The organism is Mangrovimicrobium sediminis, from assembly GCF_004745945.1.
Taxonomy (GTDB): Bacteria; Pseudomonadota; Gammaproteobacteria; order Pseudomonadales; family Halieaceae; genus Mangrovimicrobium; species Mangrovimicrobium sediminis.
The window spans coordinates 240,670-257,133 of the sequence record NZ_SRLE01000008.1 but is presented as its reverse complement, the minus strand read 5'-3'; the positions used below and the strand labels follow the sequence as shown (position 1 = coordinate 257,133).

At 66.6% G+C, this 16,464-nt stretch carries 17 protein-coding genes; 13 read left to right on the top strand and 4 right to left on the bottom strand.

Features of this window, described 5'->3' with window-relative positions; genetic code table 11:
• Positions 1–207: 207 nt before the first annotated feature.
• From fliF to fliR, 13 genes are all read left to right on the top strand, one after another.
• Positions 208–1,983 (top strand): flagellar basal-body MS-ring/collar protein FliF, encoded by a 1,776-nt coding sequence (gene fliF / locus E4634_RS12820; RefSeq protein WP_206046875.1) that lies wholly within the window; start codon positions 208–210, stop codon positions 1,981–1,983.
• Entirely contained in the window at positions 1,976–2,995 is a 1,020-nt protein-coding gene (fliG, locus tag E4634_RS12815) for a flagellar motor switch protein FliG (RefSeq protein WP_135444479.1), read from the top strand. Before fliF ends, fliG begins: the two co-directional genes overlap by 8 nt.
• Positions 2,988–3,761 carry a FliH/SctL family protein gene (locus tag E4634_RS12810; RefSeq protein WP_135444477.1) on the top strand — a complete coding sequence of 258 codons (774 nt, stop codon included), beginning with the start codon at positions 2,988–2,990 and terminating at the stop codon, positions 3,759–3,761. Before fliG ends, E4634_RS12810 begins: the two co-directional genes overlap by 8 nt.
• Complete coding sequence (gene fliI, locus E4634_RS12805) at positions 3,758–5,149, top strand: flagellar protein export ATPase FliI (RefSeq protein WP_135444475.1); 1,392 nt, start codon at positions 3,758–3,760, stop codon at positions 5,147–5,149. Before E4634_RS12810 ends, fliI begins: the two co-directional genes overlap by 4 nt.
• Entirely contained in the window at positions 5,149–5,595 is a 447-nt protein-coding gene (gene fliJ / locus E4634_RS12800; protein ID WP_135444473.1) for a flagellar export protein FliJ, read from the top strand. Before fliI ends, fliJ begins: the two co-directional genes overlap by 1 nt.
• 40 nt (positions 5,596–5,635) lie before the next feature.
• Positions 5,636–6,901 (top strand): flagellar hook-length control protein FliK, encoded by a 1,266-nt coding sequence (locus E4634_RS12795; protein WP_135444472.1) that lies wholly within the window; start codon positions 5,636–5,638, stop codon positions 6,899–6,901.
• 134 nt (positions 6,902–7,035) lie between these two features.
• A complete protein-coding gene (locus E4634_RS12790; RefSeq protein ID WP_135444470.1) occupies positions 7,036–7,515 on the top strand; it encodes a flagellar basal body-associated FliL family protein in 480 nt (159 codons plus the stop codon).
• Between the two features lie 12 nt (positions 7,516–7,527).
• The gene (gene fliM / locus E4634_RS12785) at positions 7,528–8,550 is read left to right on the top strand and encodes a flagellar motor switch protein FliM (RefSeq protein WP_135444468.1); all 1,023 of its coding nucleotides are present in this window, start codon (positions 7,528–7,530) and stop codon (positions 8,548–8,550) included.
• Positions 8,551–8,638: 88 nt separating this feature from the next.
• Positions 8,639–9,133 carry a flagellar motor switch protein FliN gene (gene fliN, locus E4634_RS12780; RefSeq protein WP_240725175.1) on the top strand — a complete coding sequence of 165 codons (495 nt, stop codon included), beginning with the start codon at positions 8,639–8,641 and terminating at the stop codon, positions 9,131–9,133.
• A gap of 14 nt (positions 9,134–9,147) precedes the next feature.
• The gene (gene fliO, locus E4634_RS12775; protein WP_135444466.1) at positions 9,148–9,540 is read left to right on the top strand and encodes a flagellar biosynthetic protein FliO; all 393 of its coding nucleotides are present in this window, start codon (positions 9,148–9,150) and stop codon (positions 9,538–9,540) included.
• Positions 9,537–10,289 (top strand): flagellar type III secretion system pore protein FliP, encoded by a 753-nt coding sequence (gene fliP, locus E4634_RS12770; RefSeq protein ID WP_276606628.1) that lies wholly within the window; start codon positions 9,537–9,539, stop codon positions 10,287–10,289. Before fliO ends, fliP begins: the two co-directional genes overlap by 4 nt.
• Before the next feature lie 18 nt (positions 10,290–10,307).
• A complete protein-coding gene (gene fliQ, locus E4634_RS12765; RefSeq protein WP_135444464.1) occupies positions 10,308–10,577 on the top strand; it encodes a flagellar biosynthesis protein FliQ in 270 nt (89 codons plus the stop codon).
• 4 nt (positions 10,578–10,581) lie between these two features.
• Positions 10,582–11,361, top strand: a complete 780-nt coding sequence (fliR, locus tag E4634_RS12760) for a flagellar biosynthetic protein FliR (RefSeq protein ID WP_135444462.1) — start codon at positions 10,582–10,584, stop codon at positions 11,359–11,361.
• A 121-nt stretch (positions 11,362–11,482) separates the two neighbouring features.
• Here the strand turns inward: fliR and flgL are convergent, their stop codons facing one another.
• From flgL to E4634_RS12740, 4 genes are all read right to left on the bottom strand, one after another.
• The gene (gene flgL / locus E4634_RS12755) at positions 11,483–12,682 is read right to left on the bottom strand and encodes a flagellar hook-associated protein FlgL (RefSeq protein ID WP_135444460.1); all 1,200 of its coding nucleotides are present in this window, start codon (positions 12,680–12,682) and stop codon (positions 11,483–11,485) included.
• A gap of 22 nt (positions 12,683–12,704) precedes the next feature.
• Entirely contained in the window at positions 12,705–14,327 is a 1,623-nt protein-coding gene (flgK, locus tag E4634_RS12750; protein WP_135444458.1) for a flagellar hook-associated protein FlgK, read from the bottom strand.
• A gap of 72 nt (positions 14,328–14,399) precedes the next feature.
• Entirely contained in the window at positions 14,400–15,317 is a 918-nt protein-coding gene (gene flgJ, locus E4634_RS12745; protein WP_135444456.1) for a flagellar assembly peptidoglycan hydrolase FlgJ, read from the bottom strand.
• The gene (locus tag E4634_RS12740) at positions 15,318–16,460 is read right to left on the bottom strand and encodes a flagellar basal body P-ring protein FlgI (RefSeq protein ID WP_240725172.1); all 1,143 of its coding nucleotides are present in this window, start codon (positions 16,458–16,460) and stop codon (positions 15,318–15,320) included.
• Positions 16,461–16,464: the final 4 nt, after the last annotated feature.

Here is a 16,464-nt window from a genome sequence, read left to right as displayed (position 1 = left end):
AAAAAACGCGCTTATTCGGCCGATAAGCAGGACTCCCCCGCTCCCATAATTCAGTCTCAGGGTCATTGGCCGCAGCCCGGCCAGACCGGCCCGGCACAAGAATCAGGGGAGTTACGCGGACGTGGGCAGGACGAAACAGTTGAACAGCGCGATGCACCGGGGCCACAGGGCCGGCCGGCGCCCAGCGCGCATGGCGGGGCGCTGAGCATGGCCACAGCGACCGCTACAGCCACCGCCACCCCCGCCGCCGACATGCAGGCGCAGGCCACGCCCAGCGCCGGCCAGGTGGCCCTGGGCAACACCGAGCAGACCGCAGTGCAACCGCTGTCCGCCGAGCGCCTGAGTGCGCTGATCGGCCCGCAGTCGGTGCTGCCGCTGCTGCTGGTGGCGGCGGCCTTCGTCGCCATCACCGTGGTCGCGATCCTCTGGGCCACCGGCCCCACCTACCAGGTGCTGTACAGCAACCTCAGCGACGCCGACGGCGGCGCCATCATCGCCGAGCTCGACCGCCGCGCGGTGCCCTATGAATTCGGCGCCGGCGGCCAGACCATCATGGTGCCCTCGGAAATGGTCCACTCCCTGCGCCTGCAACTGGCGGAACAGGGCCTGCCCAAGGGTGGCAAGGTCGGTTTCGAGCTGCTCGACAACCAGGCCTTCGGCGTCAGCCAGTTCGCCGAGCAGGTCAACTTCCAGCGCGGGCTGGAGGGCGAGCTGGCGCGCTCCGTGGAATCCCTGGGCCCGGTGTCCGCCGCGCGCGTACACCTGGCCATGGCCAAGCCCTCGGTGTTCGTGCAGCAGCGCGTGCCGAGCAAGGCCTCGGTGGTGCTCAACCTGTTCCCCGGGCGCACCCTCAGCGAGGGGCAGGTCAACGCCATCATCCACATGATCTCCAGTTCGGTGGCGGACCTGGCGGCGGAAAACGTCTCCGTGGTCGACCAGCGCGGCGAGCTGCTGTCGCAGCCGGATACCGCCCTGGCCGGGTTGGACGGCACCCAGCTCAAGTACACGCAGAAAATGGAGCAGTCCTACCAGGAGCGGGTCGACAACATCCTCGCGCCGCTGCTCGGCGAGAACAATTTCCGCGTACAGGTCAGCGCCGACGTGGACTTCTCCGCCGTGGAGGAGACCAGCGAGGCCTACGCACCCAATCCCGAACCGGGCCGCGCCGCCGTGCGCAGCAGCCAGTCCAGCGCCAATTTCACCGGCGACGAGGCCGTGGCCAGGGGCATCCCCGGGGCGCTGAGCAACACCGCCCCGAACTGGGCGCCCTCGCCGATCGAGCAGACCACCGCGGAGGACGATGCTGCCGTCGCAGGCGAACAACTGGGCAACCAGACCAGCCTGCAGCGCGACAGCGTGTTCAACTTCGAGCTGGACCGCAATATTCGCCACGTGCGCCACCAGATGGGCGGCCTGCGCCGCCTGTCCGTCGCCGTGGTGGTCAACAACCGTCCGGGCGTCGACGACGAGGGCAACCCGACCAGCGAGGCGGTGCCGGACGAGGAACTGCAGCAGATCACCCGCCTGGTGCAGCAGGCCGTGGGCTACTCGGAACAGCGCGGCGACCGTATCGAGGTCATCAACAGCCCGTTCACCGAGGTGCAACCGGAACTCATCGAGCCGACCCCCTGGTGGCAGCAGACCTTCTTCATCAACACCGCCACCGCTGCCGCGCGCTACCTGCTCGCCGCCGTGCTGGTGCTGTTCGCCTACCGCCGCCTGGTCAAGCCGGTGCTGCGCAAGTTCTCCTCGCCGCCGGCCCCGGACCGCGCCACCACCATGGCCGCGCTGTCCGGCGACCCGGCAGCGCTGGCCGCCCTGGGCCTGGACTCCGCCGGCGACGGCGGCGGCTCGGTCGGCTTCAAGCGCGTCGACAAGTCGGCGAGCTACCAGGAACAGTTGGATGAACTGCGGCGCATTGGCCGCGACGACCCGCGCATGATCGCCATGATCCTGCGCGGCTGGATGAAAGAAGATGCCTAAGCCAAGCAACAACAGCAGCAGCGGACTCCCGGGCCTGCGCAAGAGCGCCATCGTCCTCCTCTCTCTGGAGGAGGAGGCCACCGCGGAAGTGCTCAAGCACATGTCCTCCCGCGAGATCCAGGAAGTCAGCCAGGAGATGGCGACGGTGGGCCAGGTGTCCCACGCCGACGTCACCAATGTGCTGGAGGATTTCTACGTGGAGGCCGAGGAGTACTCGGTGCTCGGCGTGACCTCCACCGACCACATCCAGAACATCCTGGTGAAAGTACTGGGCAACGACCGCGCGCTGAGCCTGATCGAGGACATCACCGAAACCAAGGCCACCCATAACGGCATCGACGCGCTGAACCTGATCGACCCGGGCACCGTGGCGGAGATGATCCGCGATGAGCACCCGCAGATCATCGCCACCATCCTGGTGCACCTTGAACGCGGCCAGGCCGCAGACATCCTCGCCGCCTTCGAGGAGAAGGTGCGCAACGACATCATGCTGCGTATCGCCACCTTCAGCGGCGTGCAGCCGGCCGCCCTGCAGACCCTCACCGAGGTGCTGACCACCATGATCAGCGGCCAGAACCTCAAGCGCAGCAAGATGGGCGGCGTGAAGACCGCGGCGGAGATCCTCAACCTGATGAACAGCTCCACCGAGGAGGCGATCATCGAGAACGTGCGCGGCTACGACGAGGACCTGGTACAGAAGATCATCGACGAGATGTTCCTGTTCGAGAACCTGGAGAACCTGGACGACGCCTCGATCAAGCTGGTGCTCAAGGAAATCGACACCAACACCCTCACCGTCGCGCTCAAGGGTGCACCGCAGTCGCTGGTGGACAAGTTCCTCGGCAACATGTCCCAGCGCGCCTCGCAGATGTTGATCGAAGACATGGAGGCGCGCGGCCCGATGCGCCTGTCGGTGGTCGAGGAGGAGCAGAAGACAATCCTGCAGGTAGTGCGGCGCATGGCCGATTCGGGCGAGATCATCCTGTCAAGCGCGGACGAGAGCTATGTCTAGTACCCGTCGCGACCTGGAACTCATCGGCGGCGCCTCACCCTGGCGCCACTGGGAAATGGACAGCCTGGACAAGCCGCGCCAGCCGCGCAGCGCCGCCGTACAGCCGGAGCAGCCGGCGGCGGCCGAGGCCAGCGCCCAGCGCGCCGCCCTGGCGCAGGACAAGGCGTTCAAGAAAGCGCGCGCCGACGGCCTGCGCGAGGGTCGCGAAGAGGGCCGCAAGGCCGGCTACGAGGCGGGCCTGGCAGAGGGTCGCGCGGCGGCCCAGGCAGAACTGGAACAGCGCAGCAAGGAACTGCTGCAACCGATAGGCGAGCTGGCGGAGGAATTCTCCCACGCCCTCGGCCACATGTCAGAGGAGGTCACCGGGCAACTGGTGGAACTGGCCCTGGCCATCGGCCAGAGCATGGCGCTGGAATGCATCGAGGAACACCCGGAGATCGCCACCATCGCGGTGCGCTCGATCCTGGAGAGCGAGGTCGCCCCCGGCAGCCACCCGCAACTGCTGCTCAACCCGGTCGATATCGACGCAGTGCGCAGCGCACTGGGCGATGAACTGGCGGTGCTGGGCTGGCAGATCAAACCCGACGAGCGGGTCAGCCGCGGCGGCTGCCTGGTGAAGAGCGAGCTGTCACAGATCGACGCCACCTGGGAGTCGCGCTGGCGCACGCTCACCGCCAAAGTGCGCCGGCGCCAGCCCGGCGCCGGCCAGGATACCGCTGACAAAGATACTTCCGGCAAGGACGACGCGGGGGAGAGCGAGGCATGAGCGAAGCCACCGCCCGCAACCGCCACAGCGAACTCTGGCTCAGCGCCCTGGGCAGCGTGCGCGAGCGCGTCGGCCAGGTGCCGCATTTCAACCACAGCGGGCGCATCGTGCGCGCCACCGGCCTGGTGCTGGAAGCGGTGGGCATCCGCCTGCCGCTGGGCAGCAACTGCCTGATCGACATCACCGAGCCGCACACCGAGGCGCAGCACCGGGTGGCCGAGGCCGAGGTGGTCGGTTTCGGCGCCGACAAACTGTTCCTGATGCCGCTGGGCGATATCGAGGGCCTGGTGCCCGGCGCCGCGGTCTACCCGCTGGACCGCGACGGCGAGCGCAACGGCAAGCGCTACCCGGTGGGGGCGGAGCTTCTGGGGCGCGTCCTCGACGGCTTCGGCAACCCCATCGACGGGCGCGGGCCGCCGCTGCGCTGCAAGTACCGCCCGGCGGTGCCGGAGCCGATCAACCCGCTCTCGCGCAAGCCTATCGAGAGCCAGATCGATGTCGGTATTCGCGCCATCAACGCGCTGATCAGCATCGGCAACGGCCAGCGTATGGGCCTGTTCGCCGGCTCCGGCGTGGGCAAGTCGGTACTCATGGGCATGATGGCCCGCTACACCTCCGCCGACGTGGTGGTGGTCGGACTGATCGGCGAGCGGGGCCGCGAGGTGAAGGAATTCATCGACCGCAACCTGGGGCCCGAGGGCCTGCAGCGCTCGGTGGTGGTGGCCGCCCCGGCGGACGCCTCGCCGCTGCAGCGCCTGCACGGCGCCACCTACGCCACCCTGCTGGCCGAGGAATTCCGCGACATGGGCTACAACGTCCTGTTATTTATGGATTCCCTGACCCGCTACGCCATGGCCCAGCGCGAGATCGCCCTGGCCATCGGCGAGGCGCCGGCGACCAAGGGCTACCCGCCCTCGGTGTTCGCCAAGCTGCCGGCGCTGATCGAGCGCACCGGCAACGGCGCCGTGGGCAGCGGCTCGATCACCGCGATCTACACCGTGTTGACAGAGGGCGACGACCAGCAGGACCCGATCGCCGACTCCGCGCGCGCCATCCTCGACGGCCACATCGTGCTGTCGCGCTCGCTGGCGGAATCCGGCCACTACCCGGCCATCGATATCGAGGCCTCGGTCAGCCGCACTATCGACAGTATCATCCCCGAGCAGCAGTACCGCCAGGCGCTGCGGCTCAAGCAGAACTACTCGGTCTACCGCCGCAACCACGACCTGATCAGCGTGGGCGCCTACGCCCAGGGTCACGACGAGAAGCTCGACGCGGCGGTAGCCCGCTACCCGAAAATTGAAGCATTCCTGCAACAGGGAGTCGGCGAACGCGCCTCGGTCGAGGAATCCGCCGCCGCCCTTGCGCGGGTGATGGAGGGCGCTTGATGAGCAACCAGGCACTGGAATACCTGATCGGCAAGGCGGAAAAACTGCGCGACAGCGCTGGCGTCGAACTGGCCCGCTCGCGCAATACCGAACAGCAGATCAGCGATCAGATCGAGATGCTGACCCAGTACCGCCAGGAGTACCGGCGGCGCCTCAACCAGGCGCTGCTCAAGGGCACGCCGCTGCACACCGTGCGCGACATCCAGTCCTTCCTGGTCTCGCTGGACCAGGCGATCGACAACGCCTACGCCTATCACGAAAAACAACAGCGCCAGACCGAGGACTCGTTTGCCGAGATGAGCCGCTGCCAGCGCGAGCTCTCGTCATTCAACACACTGGTACAGCGCCGCCAGGCGGCGCATGCCAGGGAACTGGACCGCCGCGAGCGCAAGGAGCAGGACGCCCTGGCGACGCGCATCCACCAACGCAAGAACACCGACGGTTAATCCGACGCGACCACAACAACGCAATAAGCGGGAAGCGACTATGAACAATTCGATTGCCAACCTCATCACCGTACTCGCCGGCGCCGGCACCGGACTCAACAACCCCGCCGCCGGCAGTCCACTGCCGGGCCAGGACCAGGCCTTCGCCGCCATCCTGGAGCAGCTGCGGCAGAACGCCCTGGGCGGCGACCAGGCCCTGCCCGCCGGGCTGGACCAGCTGCTGGCCGATTTCGCCGATGTCGAGGACCTCGGCCTGCCCGGCGCCCTGCCCGGCGAGCTCCCGGGGCTGGACCCGCTCGGCCTGTCCGAGCTCTCCGCCGACAACGTACTGCCCTGGCTGATGCAACACCCGCTGGCCCAGGTCAAGCTGCCCGACCCGTCGCAGCTCGGTGAGATCGACCTGGATGTGGACGGCGAGCTGGGTGTCGGCGGCGGCCAGTCCGAGGCGCTGGGCGTGCTGATCGCCCTGTACAACCAGTATGCACAACAACAATCCGGCCCGGGGCAGGCGGAGACCGGCGCCGCGGCAACGGTGCCTGGCCTGGAGCGTTTTGCACCCGGCCTGCTGGCGGCGGCCAACGGCCAACAGCCCGGCAAGGCACTGACTGACGGCCAGGCCGGGGCGACCCCGGAGGCCGAGGCCGAGCTCGAGCTGCAACCCAACTGGCGCAACAGCGAGCAACAGAAGCCGGGGTTGAACGGGCTGAACGGACAGGCTGAGCCCGCAATCACCAGCGCCGAGCCGGAACTGGGCGCGGCCGGCGAACATACCTCGCGCGAGGCACCCGCCGCGCGCTTCGAGACACAGCTGAACGCGGCGGCGGCCAGCCTGCAGCAGGCCGGGGCCAGCACCTCGTCCGCGCCGGCACCGGCAGGGGCGGCACAGGTCCAGGCCCTGTTCGGCAGCGATGCCTGGTCACAGGACTTCGAGGACCAGCTGGTGGGCATGGCCCTGCGCGGCGAGCGGCAGATTTCCCTGCACCTCAACCCGCGCGAACTGGGCCCGCTGGTGGTGGAGCTGACCATGGTCGACAAACAGGCCCAGCTGCATTTCGTCACCGGCCACCAGAACGTGCGCCAGGCGGTGGAACAGGCGCTGCCGCAACTGCGTGAGGCGCTGGACCAGCAGGGCATCGCCCTGGGTGACGCCAATGTCTCGCAACAGGACCGCCGCGACAGCCAGCCCGGACCCGAGCGCGAGTTCCAGCGCCAGGCCCCCGCGGCGGACGAACCCCTGCAGCCGGTGGAGCGCGTGGCGGGCAATGTCCAGCCACTGCAGCGCGGGCTGGTCAACCTGTATATCTGAAACTGTGAACGGCGCACGCTGCGCCGTTTCTATTCGTTATAAATAGGGCCCAAATCCAGCGTTTTTCCGGGCATTGTCCACAGCCGCCGTCAGTACACTGAACCAAAGTCTGACCAACCATCTGGACGAAGGTTATGAGTGAAGAGGAAGGAAAAAAAGGCGGCAAACTCAAGATTATCATCCTGGTCGTAGTGTTTCTCCTGCTTGGCGGCGGCGGTGGAGCCGCCGCCGTTTTTTTTCTCGGCGGGAAGGATGAGGCCAGTGCGGAGGACGCGGAACCGCCGCCCCCGGAGATCGTCGATCCCATCTTTGTGAAAGTGGGCCCGATGACGGTGAACATCCAGAGCATGCGCGGCGACCGCCTGCTGTACACCAGCCTGATGCTCAAGGTGGGCGACGAGACCACCGAGAAATTCCTGCTCACGCAGATGCCCGACATCAACAACCGGATGCTGATCCTGCTCTCGCAGCAGACCGCCGAGGAGCTCAACGCCATCGAGGGCAAACAGATGGTCGCGGAGAAGATCCTCGCCACCATGCGCGAGCCCTTCGCCGACCCCCAGCCCGAGCTGGTGATCGACAGCGTGTTCTTCCAGGACTTCATAGTGCAGTAGCGGTAGGCGACCATGTCTGAAGACGATTTTCTGGTACAGGATGAGATCGACGCGCTGCTCAACAGCGTGAGCGGCGACGACGATTCGGAGGCGGATGCCGGACCCAAGGGCGCGCGTCCGCGCCCCTACGACCCGCGCACCCAGCACCGCATCATCAAGGAGCGCCTGCACGGCCTGGACATGATCAACCAGCGCTTTGCGCGGCTGTTCCGCATCGCCCTGTTCAACCTGATTCGGCGCAACGCGGACATCACCGTGGACCCGATCGTCTACGAGAGCTACAGCAAGTATTCGCGTAATGTGCCGGTGCCGACCAACATCAACCTGGTCTCGATCAAGCCGCTGCGCGGCACCGCGCTGATCGTGTTCCCGCCAGCCATGGTATTCATGGTGGTGGACAACCTGTTCGGCGGCGACGGGCGCTTTCTCGCCCGCTCCGAGGGACGCGAGTTCACCGCCACCGAGCAGCGCATCATCCAGCGCCTGCTGTCGCTGGCCATCGGCGCCTACGAGGAAGCCTGGGAGTCGATCTACCCGATCAAGGTGGAGTACCTGCGCTCGGAGATGCAGGCCAAGTTCGCCAACATCACCAATTCGCCCAACGAGGTGATCGTCAACACCAAGTTCCACCTGGACGTGGGCAACGCCTCCATGGGTTTCCAGATCTGCATTCCCTACTCGATGATCGAGCCGCTGCGCGAGACGCTGAGCAACCCGCGCGACCGCAGCCAGCCCGACGGCGAGGTGCCCTGGAGCGACCGCGTGTCCTGGGAACTGCGCGAGACCGAAGTAGAGGTAGTCGCGGACTTCGTCGATGTGACCACGCGCATCAGCGACGTACTGTCACTGAAGATCGGCGACATCCTGCCCATCGATTTACCGGACAGCATCGAGGCCAATATCGACGGCGTGCCGGTGCTGGAGTGCGGCTATGGCAGCCGCAACGGCCACCGCGCACTGAGCGTGCGCGAGGTGTTCGACACCGGCCAGGCCAATTACACCAACAACCCGCTGCCGGAACAGGCGCGGGGCTAGTCGCGGGGACACGACAATGAGTGAAGCAAGCGAAGAAACCACGGCGGAGGAGACGATGGCCGACGAAGCCGCCATCGACCCGGACGCGGTGTTCGCGGACGCAGCGGGGGACAGCGCCGACGCCGGTGCAGCAGACGGCGAGGCCGCCGCGGCGGATGATGCGGACGAGGAAGACCCCTGGGCCGCAGCCCTCGCCGAGCAACAGGCGGCGGAGGCCGGCGCGGAAGCACAGGAGCCGGAACCGGAGCCGCCGCCCGCGGTGCGCGAGGGCAGCAGCGACGTGTTCCAGCCCCTGGGCCAGAGCGCGGCCAACACCTCGTCGCGAGAGCTCGACATCATCATGGACATCCCGGTCAAGCTCAACGTGGAGCTCGGCCGCACCAAGATTTCCATCCGCCAGCTGCTGGAGCTGGCACAGGGTTCGGTGCTGGAACTCGACGGCCTGGCCGGCGACCCCATGGACATCCTGATCAACGGCTACCTGATCGCCCAGGGCGAAGTGGTGGTGGTTGAAGACAAGTACGGTATCCGCATCACCGACATCATCACGCCTTCGGAGCGGGTCAAGAAACTCAATCGCTGAGCACGGACGCGAACATGGAAACGGACACTCTCGCCGCCGGTGGCGTCGATACCATCAGCAGTATGGCGATGCTGGGCAAGACCGCCCTCTCCCTGCTGTTCATCGTCGCCCTGATCCTCGCCCTGAGCTACCTGCTGCGGCGCCTCAATCGCAGCGGCGGCTCCGGCCGCCAGCTGCTGCGCCAGGTCGCCAGCACCTCGCTGGGACCGCGCGAGCGCGTGGTAGTGGTGGAATTCAACGGCACCTGGCTGGTGCTGGGCGTGGGCGGCGGACAGGTCAACAAACTGCACGAGACACCGGCGGACCCGGAACTGGCTGCCAGCGGCCAGGCGGGCCAGTTCGCCAGACAACTGGCCGGGCGCCTGCAGGGCGGTGACAGCGCCGCAGCGACCGGAAAGCAGCCGTGAGAAAACTGCTGCCGCCCGCCATCGCGCTGGCCCTGTGCCTGGCGCTGATGCTGCTCGCCGGACCCGCCCACGCGCAACTCACCGGCCTGACCAGCACGCCCACCGCGGGCGGCGGCCAGGAGTGGTCGATCAACCTGCAGCTGCTCCTGTTGCTCAGCAGCATGGCCTTCCTGCCGGCTGTGTTGCTGATGATGACCAGCTTCACGCGCATCGTCATCGTGCTCAGCCTGCTGCGCACCGCCATGGGCACCCAGGCGGCGCCGCCCAACCAGGTGCTGATCGGCATGGCCCTGTTTCTCAGCCTGTTCATCATGTCGCCGGTGCTCAACCGGGTCTACGAGGAGGCCTGGAAACCGATGAGCGAGAACCAGATCGGTTTCGAGGAGTTCGTGCAGACCGCCGGCGTGCCGATGCGCGAGTTCATGCTCGCCCAGACCCGCGAAACCGACCTCGCCATGTTCGCCGGGCTGTCCGGCGCCGGCGCGTTCCAGGGTCCCGACGATGTGCCGTTCAAGGTGCTGATTCCGTCGTTTATCACCAGCGAGCTGAAAACCGCGTTCCAGATCGGCTTCACCATTTTCATCCCGTTCCTGATCATCGACCTGGTAGTGGCCAGTGTGCTGATGGCGCTGGGCATGATGATGGTGCCGCCGGCGACGATTTCCATGCCCTTCAAGCTCATGCTGTTCGTCCTGGTGGACGGCTGGCAGTTGCTGATCGGCTCACTGGCGCAGAGTTTCGTCGCCTGACCCCGAAGGAGAATACCGATGACACCTGAAGCCGTCATGGACCTCGCCTACCAGGGCATGCGCGTGGCGCTGCTGCTGTCGGCACCGCTGCTGCTCACCGCACTGCTGATCGGCCTGGTCATCAGCCTGTTCCAGGCGGTAACCCAGATCAACGAGATGACGCTGTCGTTCATCCCCAAGATCCTCGGGGTGTTCGGCGTGCTGGTGCTCACCGGGCCCTTCCTGCTGCAGCTGATTACCGGCTACACCATCGAGCTGTTCCAGGGCATCCCGTCGATGCTGCGCTGACGCCGTGCTCAACATCACCTTCGCGCAACTGGAGCTGTGGCTGTCGCTGTTCCTGTGGCCGTTCATGCGCGTCACCGGCATGGTCGCCACGGCGCCGATCCTCAGCCACTCCAGCGTGCCGATGCCGGTAAAGATCGGCATCTGTGTGCTGCTCACCACGATCATCAGCGCTACCCTGCCGCCCCTGCCGGCGGTGCCGCTGATGTCCTGGCACAGCGTGGCGATCATCATCGAGCAGTTGCTGGTCGGCATCGCCATCGGCGTGGTGATGCAGGTGATCTTTGCCATCATCCAGGCCGCGGGCGACTTCATCGGCCTGCAGATGGGCCTGGCCTTCGCCTCGTTCTTCTCGCCTGACAGCGGCGCCAATACGCTGATCCTGTCGCGCATCCTGTACATCGTCGCGCTGCTGATGTTCGTCACCGTGGACGGCCACCTGGCGCTCATCCAGCTGCTCGCGGATTCCTTCCGCCAGGTGCCGGTGGCCGCCTTCAGCCTCAACTTCGACGGCTTCTACGCGCTGGTCGGTTTCACCAGCGCCATTTTCCAGCTCGGCCTGCTGCTCTCCCTGCCGGTGCTCGGGGTATTGCTGGTGATCAACCTGTCCATGGGCATCCTCAACCGCTCGGCGCCACAGTTCACGGTATTCTCGGTGGGCTTCCCGATCTCACTGACCGTGGGACTGGTACTGATGGCGGTGCTGATGTCGCGGGTGCAGGGCGTGTTCACGGCCCTGTTTGAGCGGGGGTATGAGTTTATCCAGGTGTTGATGTTGGGCTTCTGAGGTAGGTAGGGGTCAGAGCCCTTTTTTGGAGTCCTTTTTCAGGGAAAAAGGACTCCAAAAAAGGGCTCTGACCCCGGTGTGGGGCGCCAAAAAAAGGGCTCTGACCCCGGTTTCCGCGGTATTAACGCAAGAAATCAAACAACGACATACCGTTGATGTCGACAAACGCCTGCTGCGCCGCCTGCAGGCCCACCTGGCGCAGGCTGTACTCGGCCACTGCCTCGTTGTAGTCGAGGTCGATCAGGGCCGAGAGGTTGGTCTTGTAGCTCAGGTGGCGGTTCTGCGAGACGCCGTCGATCACGTCCAGTTCGTTGAGCCGGCCGCCGACCGAGGCGCGCACGGTGAGGACGTTGTCCAGGCTGTTGTCCAGCTCGCGCATGATCGTGCTCATCGCGTTCTCGAAACCGGCGCGGTCCACATTGCTCAGCAGCGGCTGGCGCAGCCCGTCCAGGGCCTTGCCCAGGGTGACGAAGATATCCGTGTTCATGGTGTCCGCCGGCGCGACCTGGATGCTGTCGCCGGCCACCGGGGTGCCGTTGAGTTCCAGGCTGAGGCCGCCGAAGCTGATCGATTCGCCGTCCACGTAGGGGGTCGGCGCGCCGCCGTTGATCGAGATATTGATCTCGCCGGCCACGTCGACAAAGTCCAGGGTAAACGCAGTGCCGAACAGCGGGTCGGTGGCATCGACGATGCCCGGCCCCTTGAACACCGCGGTGCCGGCGTTGGTAGTGGCGGCCTCGGCGATGTAACCGGCGCCGGGCTGGATCGAGCTGAACACGCGCTCGCCGTTGTCGGACACCGGCATCAGGCGCGAGGCGTCCACGCGCTGGCTGCGCTCGTTGGTGTCGCCGTTGTAGGTAATGTTGCCCAGGCCGTCATCGACAAAGGGCGCGCTGTCGTCCTGGAAGCCGCCGAACAGGAAGCGGCCGTTGCCGTCCGCGGCGTTGGCCTGGCCGAGCAGGGTCTGGAAGATCCCCTCCAGCTCGGTGGCGATGGAATAGCGGTCGGTATCGCTCAGGGTGCCGTTCACGCCCTGCACGATAAGACTCTTGGCCGAGGCCAGGGCGTCGCTGACGCTGGCCAGCACGCTCTCCTCCTGGGACAGCGAGTTGCGCGCGGTCACCCGCGACTCGGTGTACTGCTCGAGAATGCCGATGGACTGCGACACGCCGATCGCCTGTGCCGCGGCCTGCGGGTCGTCGGAGGGGTTTACCACGCGCCGTCCGGTGGCGATCTGCTCGCCGGCCTGCATGAACGCGGCCTGCTGCCGGTTCAGCGAGGACACGGCCTGCTCGTAGATGCTGACGGTACTGATGCGCATAGTGCTACCTCTTCACTGCCGCTCAGGCGCGCAGGCCGAGCAGGGTATCGATCACGGTTGAGCCCACTTCAATCACCTTCGCGTTGGCCTGGTAGTACTGCTGGTAACGCACCAGGTTGGCGGCCTCTTCATCGAGGTTCACCCCCGACTCGGACTGCTGCAGGTTGCGCACCTGCTGGGTGATGCCCTCCTGGGCGGAGCGGTTGATCTGGACGATGTTGGTGCGGTTGCCGGCGTCGCTGACGATCGACGCATAGCCCTGCCCCAGGGTCGCGCTGCCGCCGACGATGCTGGTGTTCTGCAAATCCTGCAGGGCGATGGCGTTCAGGTTGTCGCCGGTGCCGCCCACCTGGCCGGCGGCGATCAGCGAAATATCCTGGATCACCGCGCCGAAGTCGGCGGTGGCGTTGCGCGTCGGCTGCAGGTTGAACTTGTCGCCGTTGACCAGCAGCGCCGGGTTGTCCAGAGTGAGCACGACGCCGTCGACGGTGATCTGGTTGGCGCCGTCCAGGGTCGCGGTGAAGCTGCCCTGGCCGTCGGAACGGGTCACGGTGAACTCGCCGGTGGCCGCATTGGACACCTGCAGCGTGTAGTTCACCCCGGTCAGGTCCTGGGTGTCGCCGTACACGGCGCTGAACGCCGCGGTGCCGAGGTTCTTGTCGTTGCTGAACGTGGTCGGCCCGCCGATGCTGAAAAACTCCAGGCCGGGGTCGCCGTTGAGGTCGATACCGCCGGTGTGTATGGCGTTGAACTCGGTGGCCAGGGACACCGCGAGGCGGCCGATCTCATCGCGCACCGGGTCCAGGGACTCGCTGCGGAAGCTCAGCAGGCCGCCGATCTTGCCGCCCTTGATCTTGCTGTCCGATATCTCCAGCGTATTGCCCGCCGCATCCACGTAGCCGATCACCCGGCGTCCGGGTTCGGCGGAGGAATCGATGCTGCGCAGCTGGTAGCTGTCGTTGCCGGAGACCAGCGGCTGGCCGTTGCCCAGGGTGACGCTGTAGCTGCCGCCGCCCTGGATGATGACGCGCACATCCAGGCTCTCGGAAAGCTCCGCCACCAGCTGGTCGCGGCGGTTGAGCAGGCTGTTCGGTTCGGCCTGGGTCTTGGCCCGGGTGATCGAGATCTCCTTGTTCAGGTGGGCGATCTGCTCGGTGATGTTGTTCACCTGGTCGACCTCGAGGTCGATCTGCGTGTTGATACCGCGGTGCATGTCCGCCAGGTAATCGGTCACCGAGCGGAACTGCGCGGTGAGCGTGTTGGCCGCGCCGATCACGCCCTGGCGCGCCGCCGGGTCGGCGGGGGCCGCGGACAGGTCCGACAGCGACGAGAAGAAGTTCTGCATCAGCGCGGACAGCCCCGCATCCTGGTCCGCCAGCAGGTTGTCGATCTGGTTGACCTGCACTTCGTAGGTCTCGTAGTAGCGCAGGCCGGTGGTCGCCTCGTTGAGCTGGCCGGCAGTGAAATAGTTGAACTGGCGCTGGATGGCATTGACCTGCACCCCGGCGGTCACCGAGGAATCCTGCAACAGGGTCAGCTCCCGGTTGTAGCCGGGTGTGTACACGTTGCTGATATTGTTACTGGTGGTGTTCAGGGCCGTCTGCGCGGCAGTGATCCCGGAAACACCGATGGAAAATATGCTCATCGAGGCATACCCCTTTCATACTTGTTCATGTATCGGCCCGAGTAAAAATCTCTTGAACCTGTGAACTGGTTCTCAGCTGCCGCCGCGCGGTTGCAGGCCCTGGTCGAGCAGGGCCAGCAGCTTGCTGCCGTAGGCCGGGTCGGTGGCGTAGCCGGCATCGAGCAGTGCAGCCACCGCCTCGCGCGGGCTCTGCGCCGCCACCACGCCGGCGTAGCGCGGGCTGCCGGTAATCAGTTGCGCGTAATCGTCGAAGGCCTCCTCGTAGGAGGCGTAGGCGCGAAAGCTGGCCTCCACCTGCACCCGGCGCTCGCCGATGTACTCGTGGGTGACCACGTCGACGGTGTCGCCGCGCCAGTCGGCACCGGCCTTGATGCCGAACAGGTTGTAGGAGTCCGAGCCGTCGGCGCGGGTGATGCGGTGGTTGCCCCAGCCGGTCTCCAGTACCGCCTGGGCGACCATCAGTTCCGCCGGCACGCCGCTGCGCGCTTCCACCGCGCGCGCCTGGCCCATGATGCCGGCGACAAACTCGTTGGCGCCGGGCGCCACTACCGCGGGCCCCGCCGGTGCAGTCACCGCGGCGATGGTCTCCGGCGCCAGCCGCGGCCGGTGCCGGCGCAGCGCCGGGGCGATGTCCTCGCCGCGAAACCCGGGCAGGTCGCGGCCGGCCGGCTGGTCCGCGGTCGGCGCGCCAACGCGCTCGGTGAGCTGGCGCACCATCTGGTCGGCGAGGCCGATACCGCCCTGGCCGGCCATGTGCTGGGCCCACTGCTGGTCCATCAGCGACTCGTAGAAATCCATCTGCGGGCTGTGCATCAGGTCGGACTTCAGGTACGCATCGCGCATCGAGGTCAGCATCTGCTGCAGGAACATCGCCTCGAACTGGCGCGCCGCCTCGCGCAGCGACGGGTTGTCGCGCTCCAGCGAGGCGCCATTGGAGAGCTGGCTGACCCGCGCCACATCGAGGGCGAAACCGCTGGTCAGCGACTGCATCTAGATAATCTCCAGGTCCGCGCGCAGCGAGCCCGCGGCCTTCAGCGATTCGAGGATCGACATCAGGTCCTGAGGCGTGGCGCCCATGGCGTTGAGCGCGCGCACCACCTCGGAGAGGTCGGCGCCCTCCATGAAGTGCAGGGCACCCTCTTCCTGCTCGATGTAGATGTCGCTGTCCGGCACGATCGCCGTCTGCCCCTCGCTGAAGGGCGCCGGCTGGCTGACACCGTAGTTGGTGTCGATGTAGATGGAGAGATTGCCGTGGGCGACCGCCGCGGGACGCAGGCTGACGCGGCTGTTCATCACCACCGAGCCGGTGCGCGAGTTGATCACCACGCGGCTGTCCTGGGCCTGGGGTTCGATCTCGATACTTTCGACCCGGGCCATGAAGCCGACCAGGGCGTCCGGGTTGGGCGGCGCCTGCAAACGAATGGTGCTGCCGTCCATGGCACTGGCGACACGCTGGCCGAACTCCTGGTTGATGCGGGTAGCGGCCAGTTGCGCGTTGTTGAAATCCGCGTGCTTGAGCTGCAGGTCCAGGGTGCCGTCCGCGCGCACGATGTCCAGCGGCACGCCGCGCTCCACCGTGCCGCCGCCGGGAATGCGCCCGCCGGACAACTGGTTGACCACCGCGCTGCTGCCGCCGGCCTCGGCGCCGGCGCCGCCGACGTGGATATTGCCCTGGCCGATGGCGTAGACCTGGCCGTCGGCGCCCTTGAGCGGCGTCATCAGCAGAGTGCCGCCCCGAAGGCTGCGCGCGTTGCCGATGGACGACACGACGAGGTCGATGGGCTGGCCCTGGCGCGCGAAGGGCGGCAGCTTGGCGGTCACCGCGACCGCGGCGATGTTGCGCAGCTGCATGTTGCTGCCCGGGGGCACGCTGACGCCCAGCTTCTGCAGCATGTTGGTCAGGCTCTGCCCGGTGAAGGGCGCCTGCATGGTCTGGTCGCCGCTGCCGTCGAGGCCGACCACCAGGCCGTAGCCGATCAGCGAGTTGTTACGCACGCCGAGGAAGTCGGCCATCTCGCCGAGGCGCTCGGCGGCGCCGGCCAGCGAACCCCACAGCAACAGCAACATCCACAGGCCCAGGTACACCCACAGGGCCGGGCGCGGTACGCGGGGAAGTAGACGTGGGATTCTCATGGCT

Coding starts and splice junctions, on each gene's coding strand:
- E4634_RS12790 (WP_135444470.1), top strand. CDS start 7,036: ATGAGTGAAGAGGAAGGAAAAAAAGGCGGCAAACTCAAGATTATCATC.
- fliM (WP_135444468.1), top strand. CDS start 7,528: ATGTCTGAAGACGATTTTCTGGTACAGGATGAGATCGACGCGCTGCTC.
- fliI (WP_135444475.1), top strand. CDS start 3,758: ATGAGCGAAGCCACCGCCCGCAACCGCCACAGCGAACTCTGGCTCAGC.
- flgJ (WP_135444456.1), bottom strand. CDS start 15,317: ATGCAGTCGCTGACCAGCGGTTTCGCCCTCGATGTGGCGCGGGTCAGC.
- E4634_RS12810 (WP_135444477.1), top strand. CDS start 2,988: ATGTCTAGTACCCGTCGCGACCTGGAACTCATCGGCGGCGCCTCACCC.
- fliG (WP_135444479.1), top strand. CDS start 1,976: ATGCCTAAGCCAAGCAACAACAGCAGCAGCGGACTCCCGGGCCTGCGC.
- fliF (WP_206046875.1), top strand. CDS start 208: ATGGCCACAGCGACCGCTACAGCCACCGCCACCCCCGCCGCCGACATG.
- flgK (WP_135444458.1), bottom strand. CDS start 14,327: ATGAGCATATTTTCCATCGGTGTTTCCGGGATCACTGCCGCGCAGACG.
- fliQ (WP_135444464.1), top strand. CDS start 10,308: ATGACACCTGAAGCCGTCATGGACCTCGCCTACCAGGGCATGCGCGTG.
- fliO (WP_135444466.1), top strand. CDS start 9,148: ATGGAAACGGACACTCTCGCCGCCGGTGGCGTCGATACCATCAGCAGT.
- E4634_RS12795 (WP_135444472.1), top strand. CDS start 5,636: ATGAACAATTCGATTGCCAACCTCATCACCGTACTCGCCGGCGCCGGC.
- flgL (WP_135444460.1), bottom strand. CDS start 12,682: ATGCGCATCAGTACCGTCAGCATCTACGAGCAGGCCGTGTCCTCGCTG.
- E4634_RS12740 (WP_240725172.1), bottom strand. CDS start 16,460: ATGAGAATCCCACGTCTACTTCCCCGCGTACCGCGCCCGGCCCTGTGG.
- fliJ (WP_135444473.1), top strand. CDS start 5,149: ATGAGCAACCAGGCACTGGAATACCTGATCGGCAAGGCGGAAAAACTG.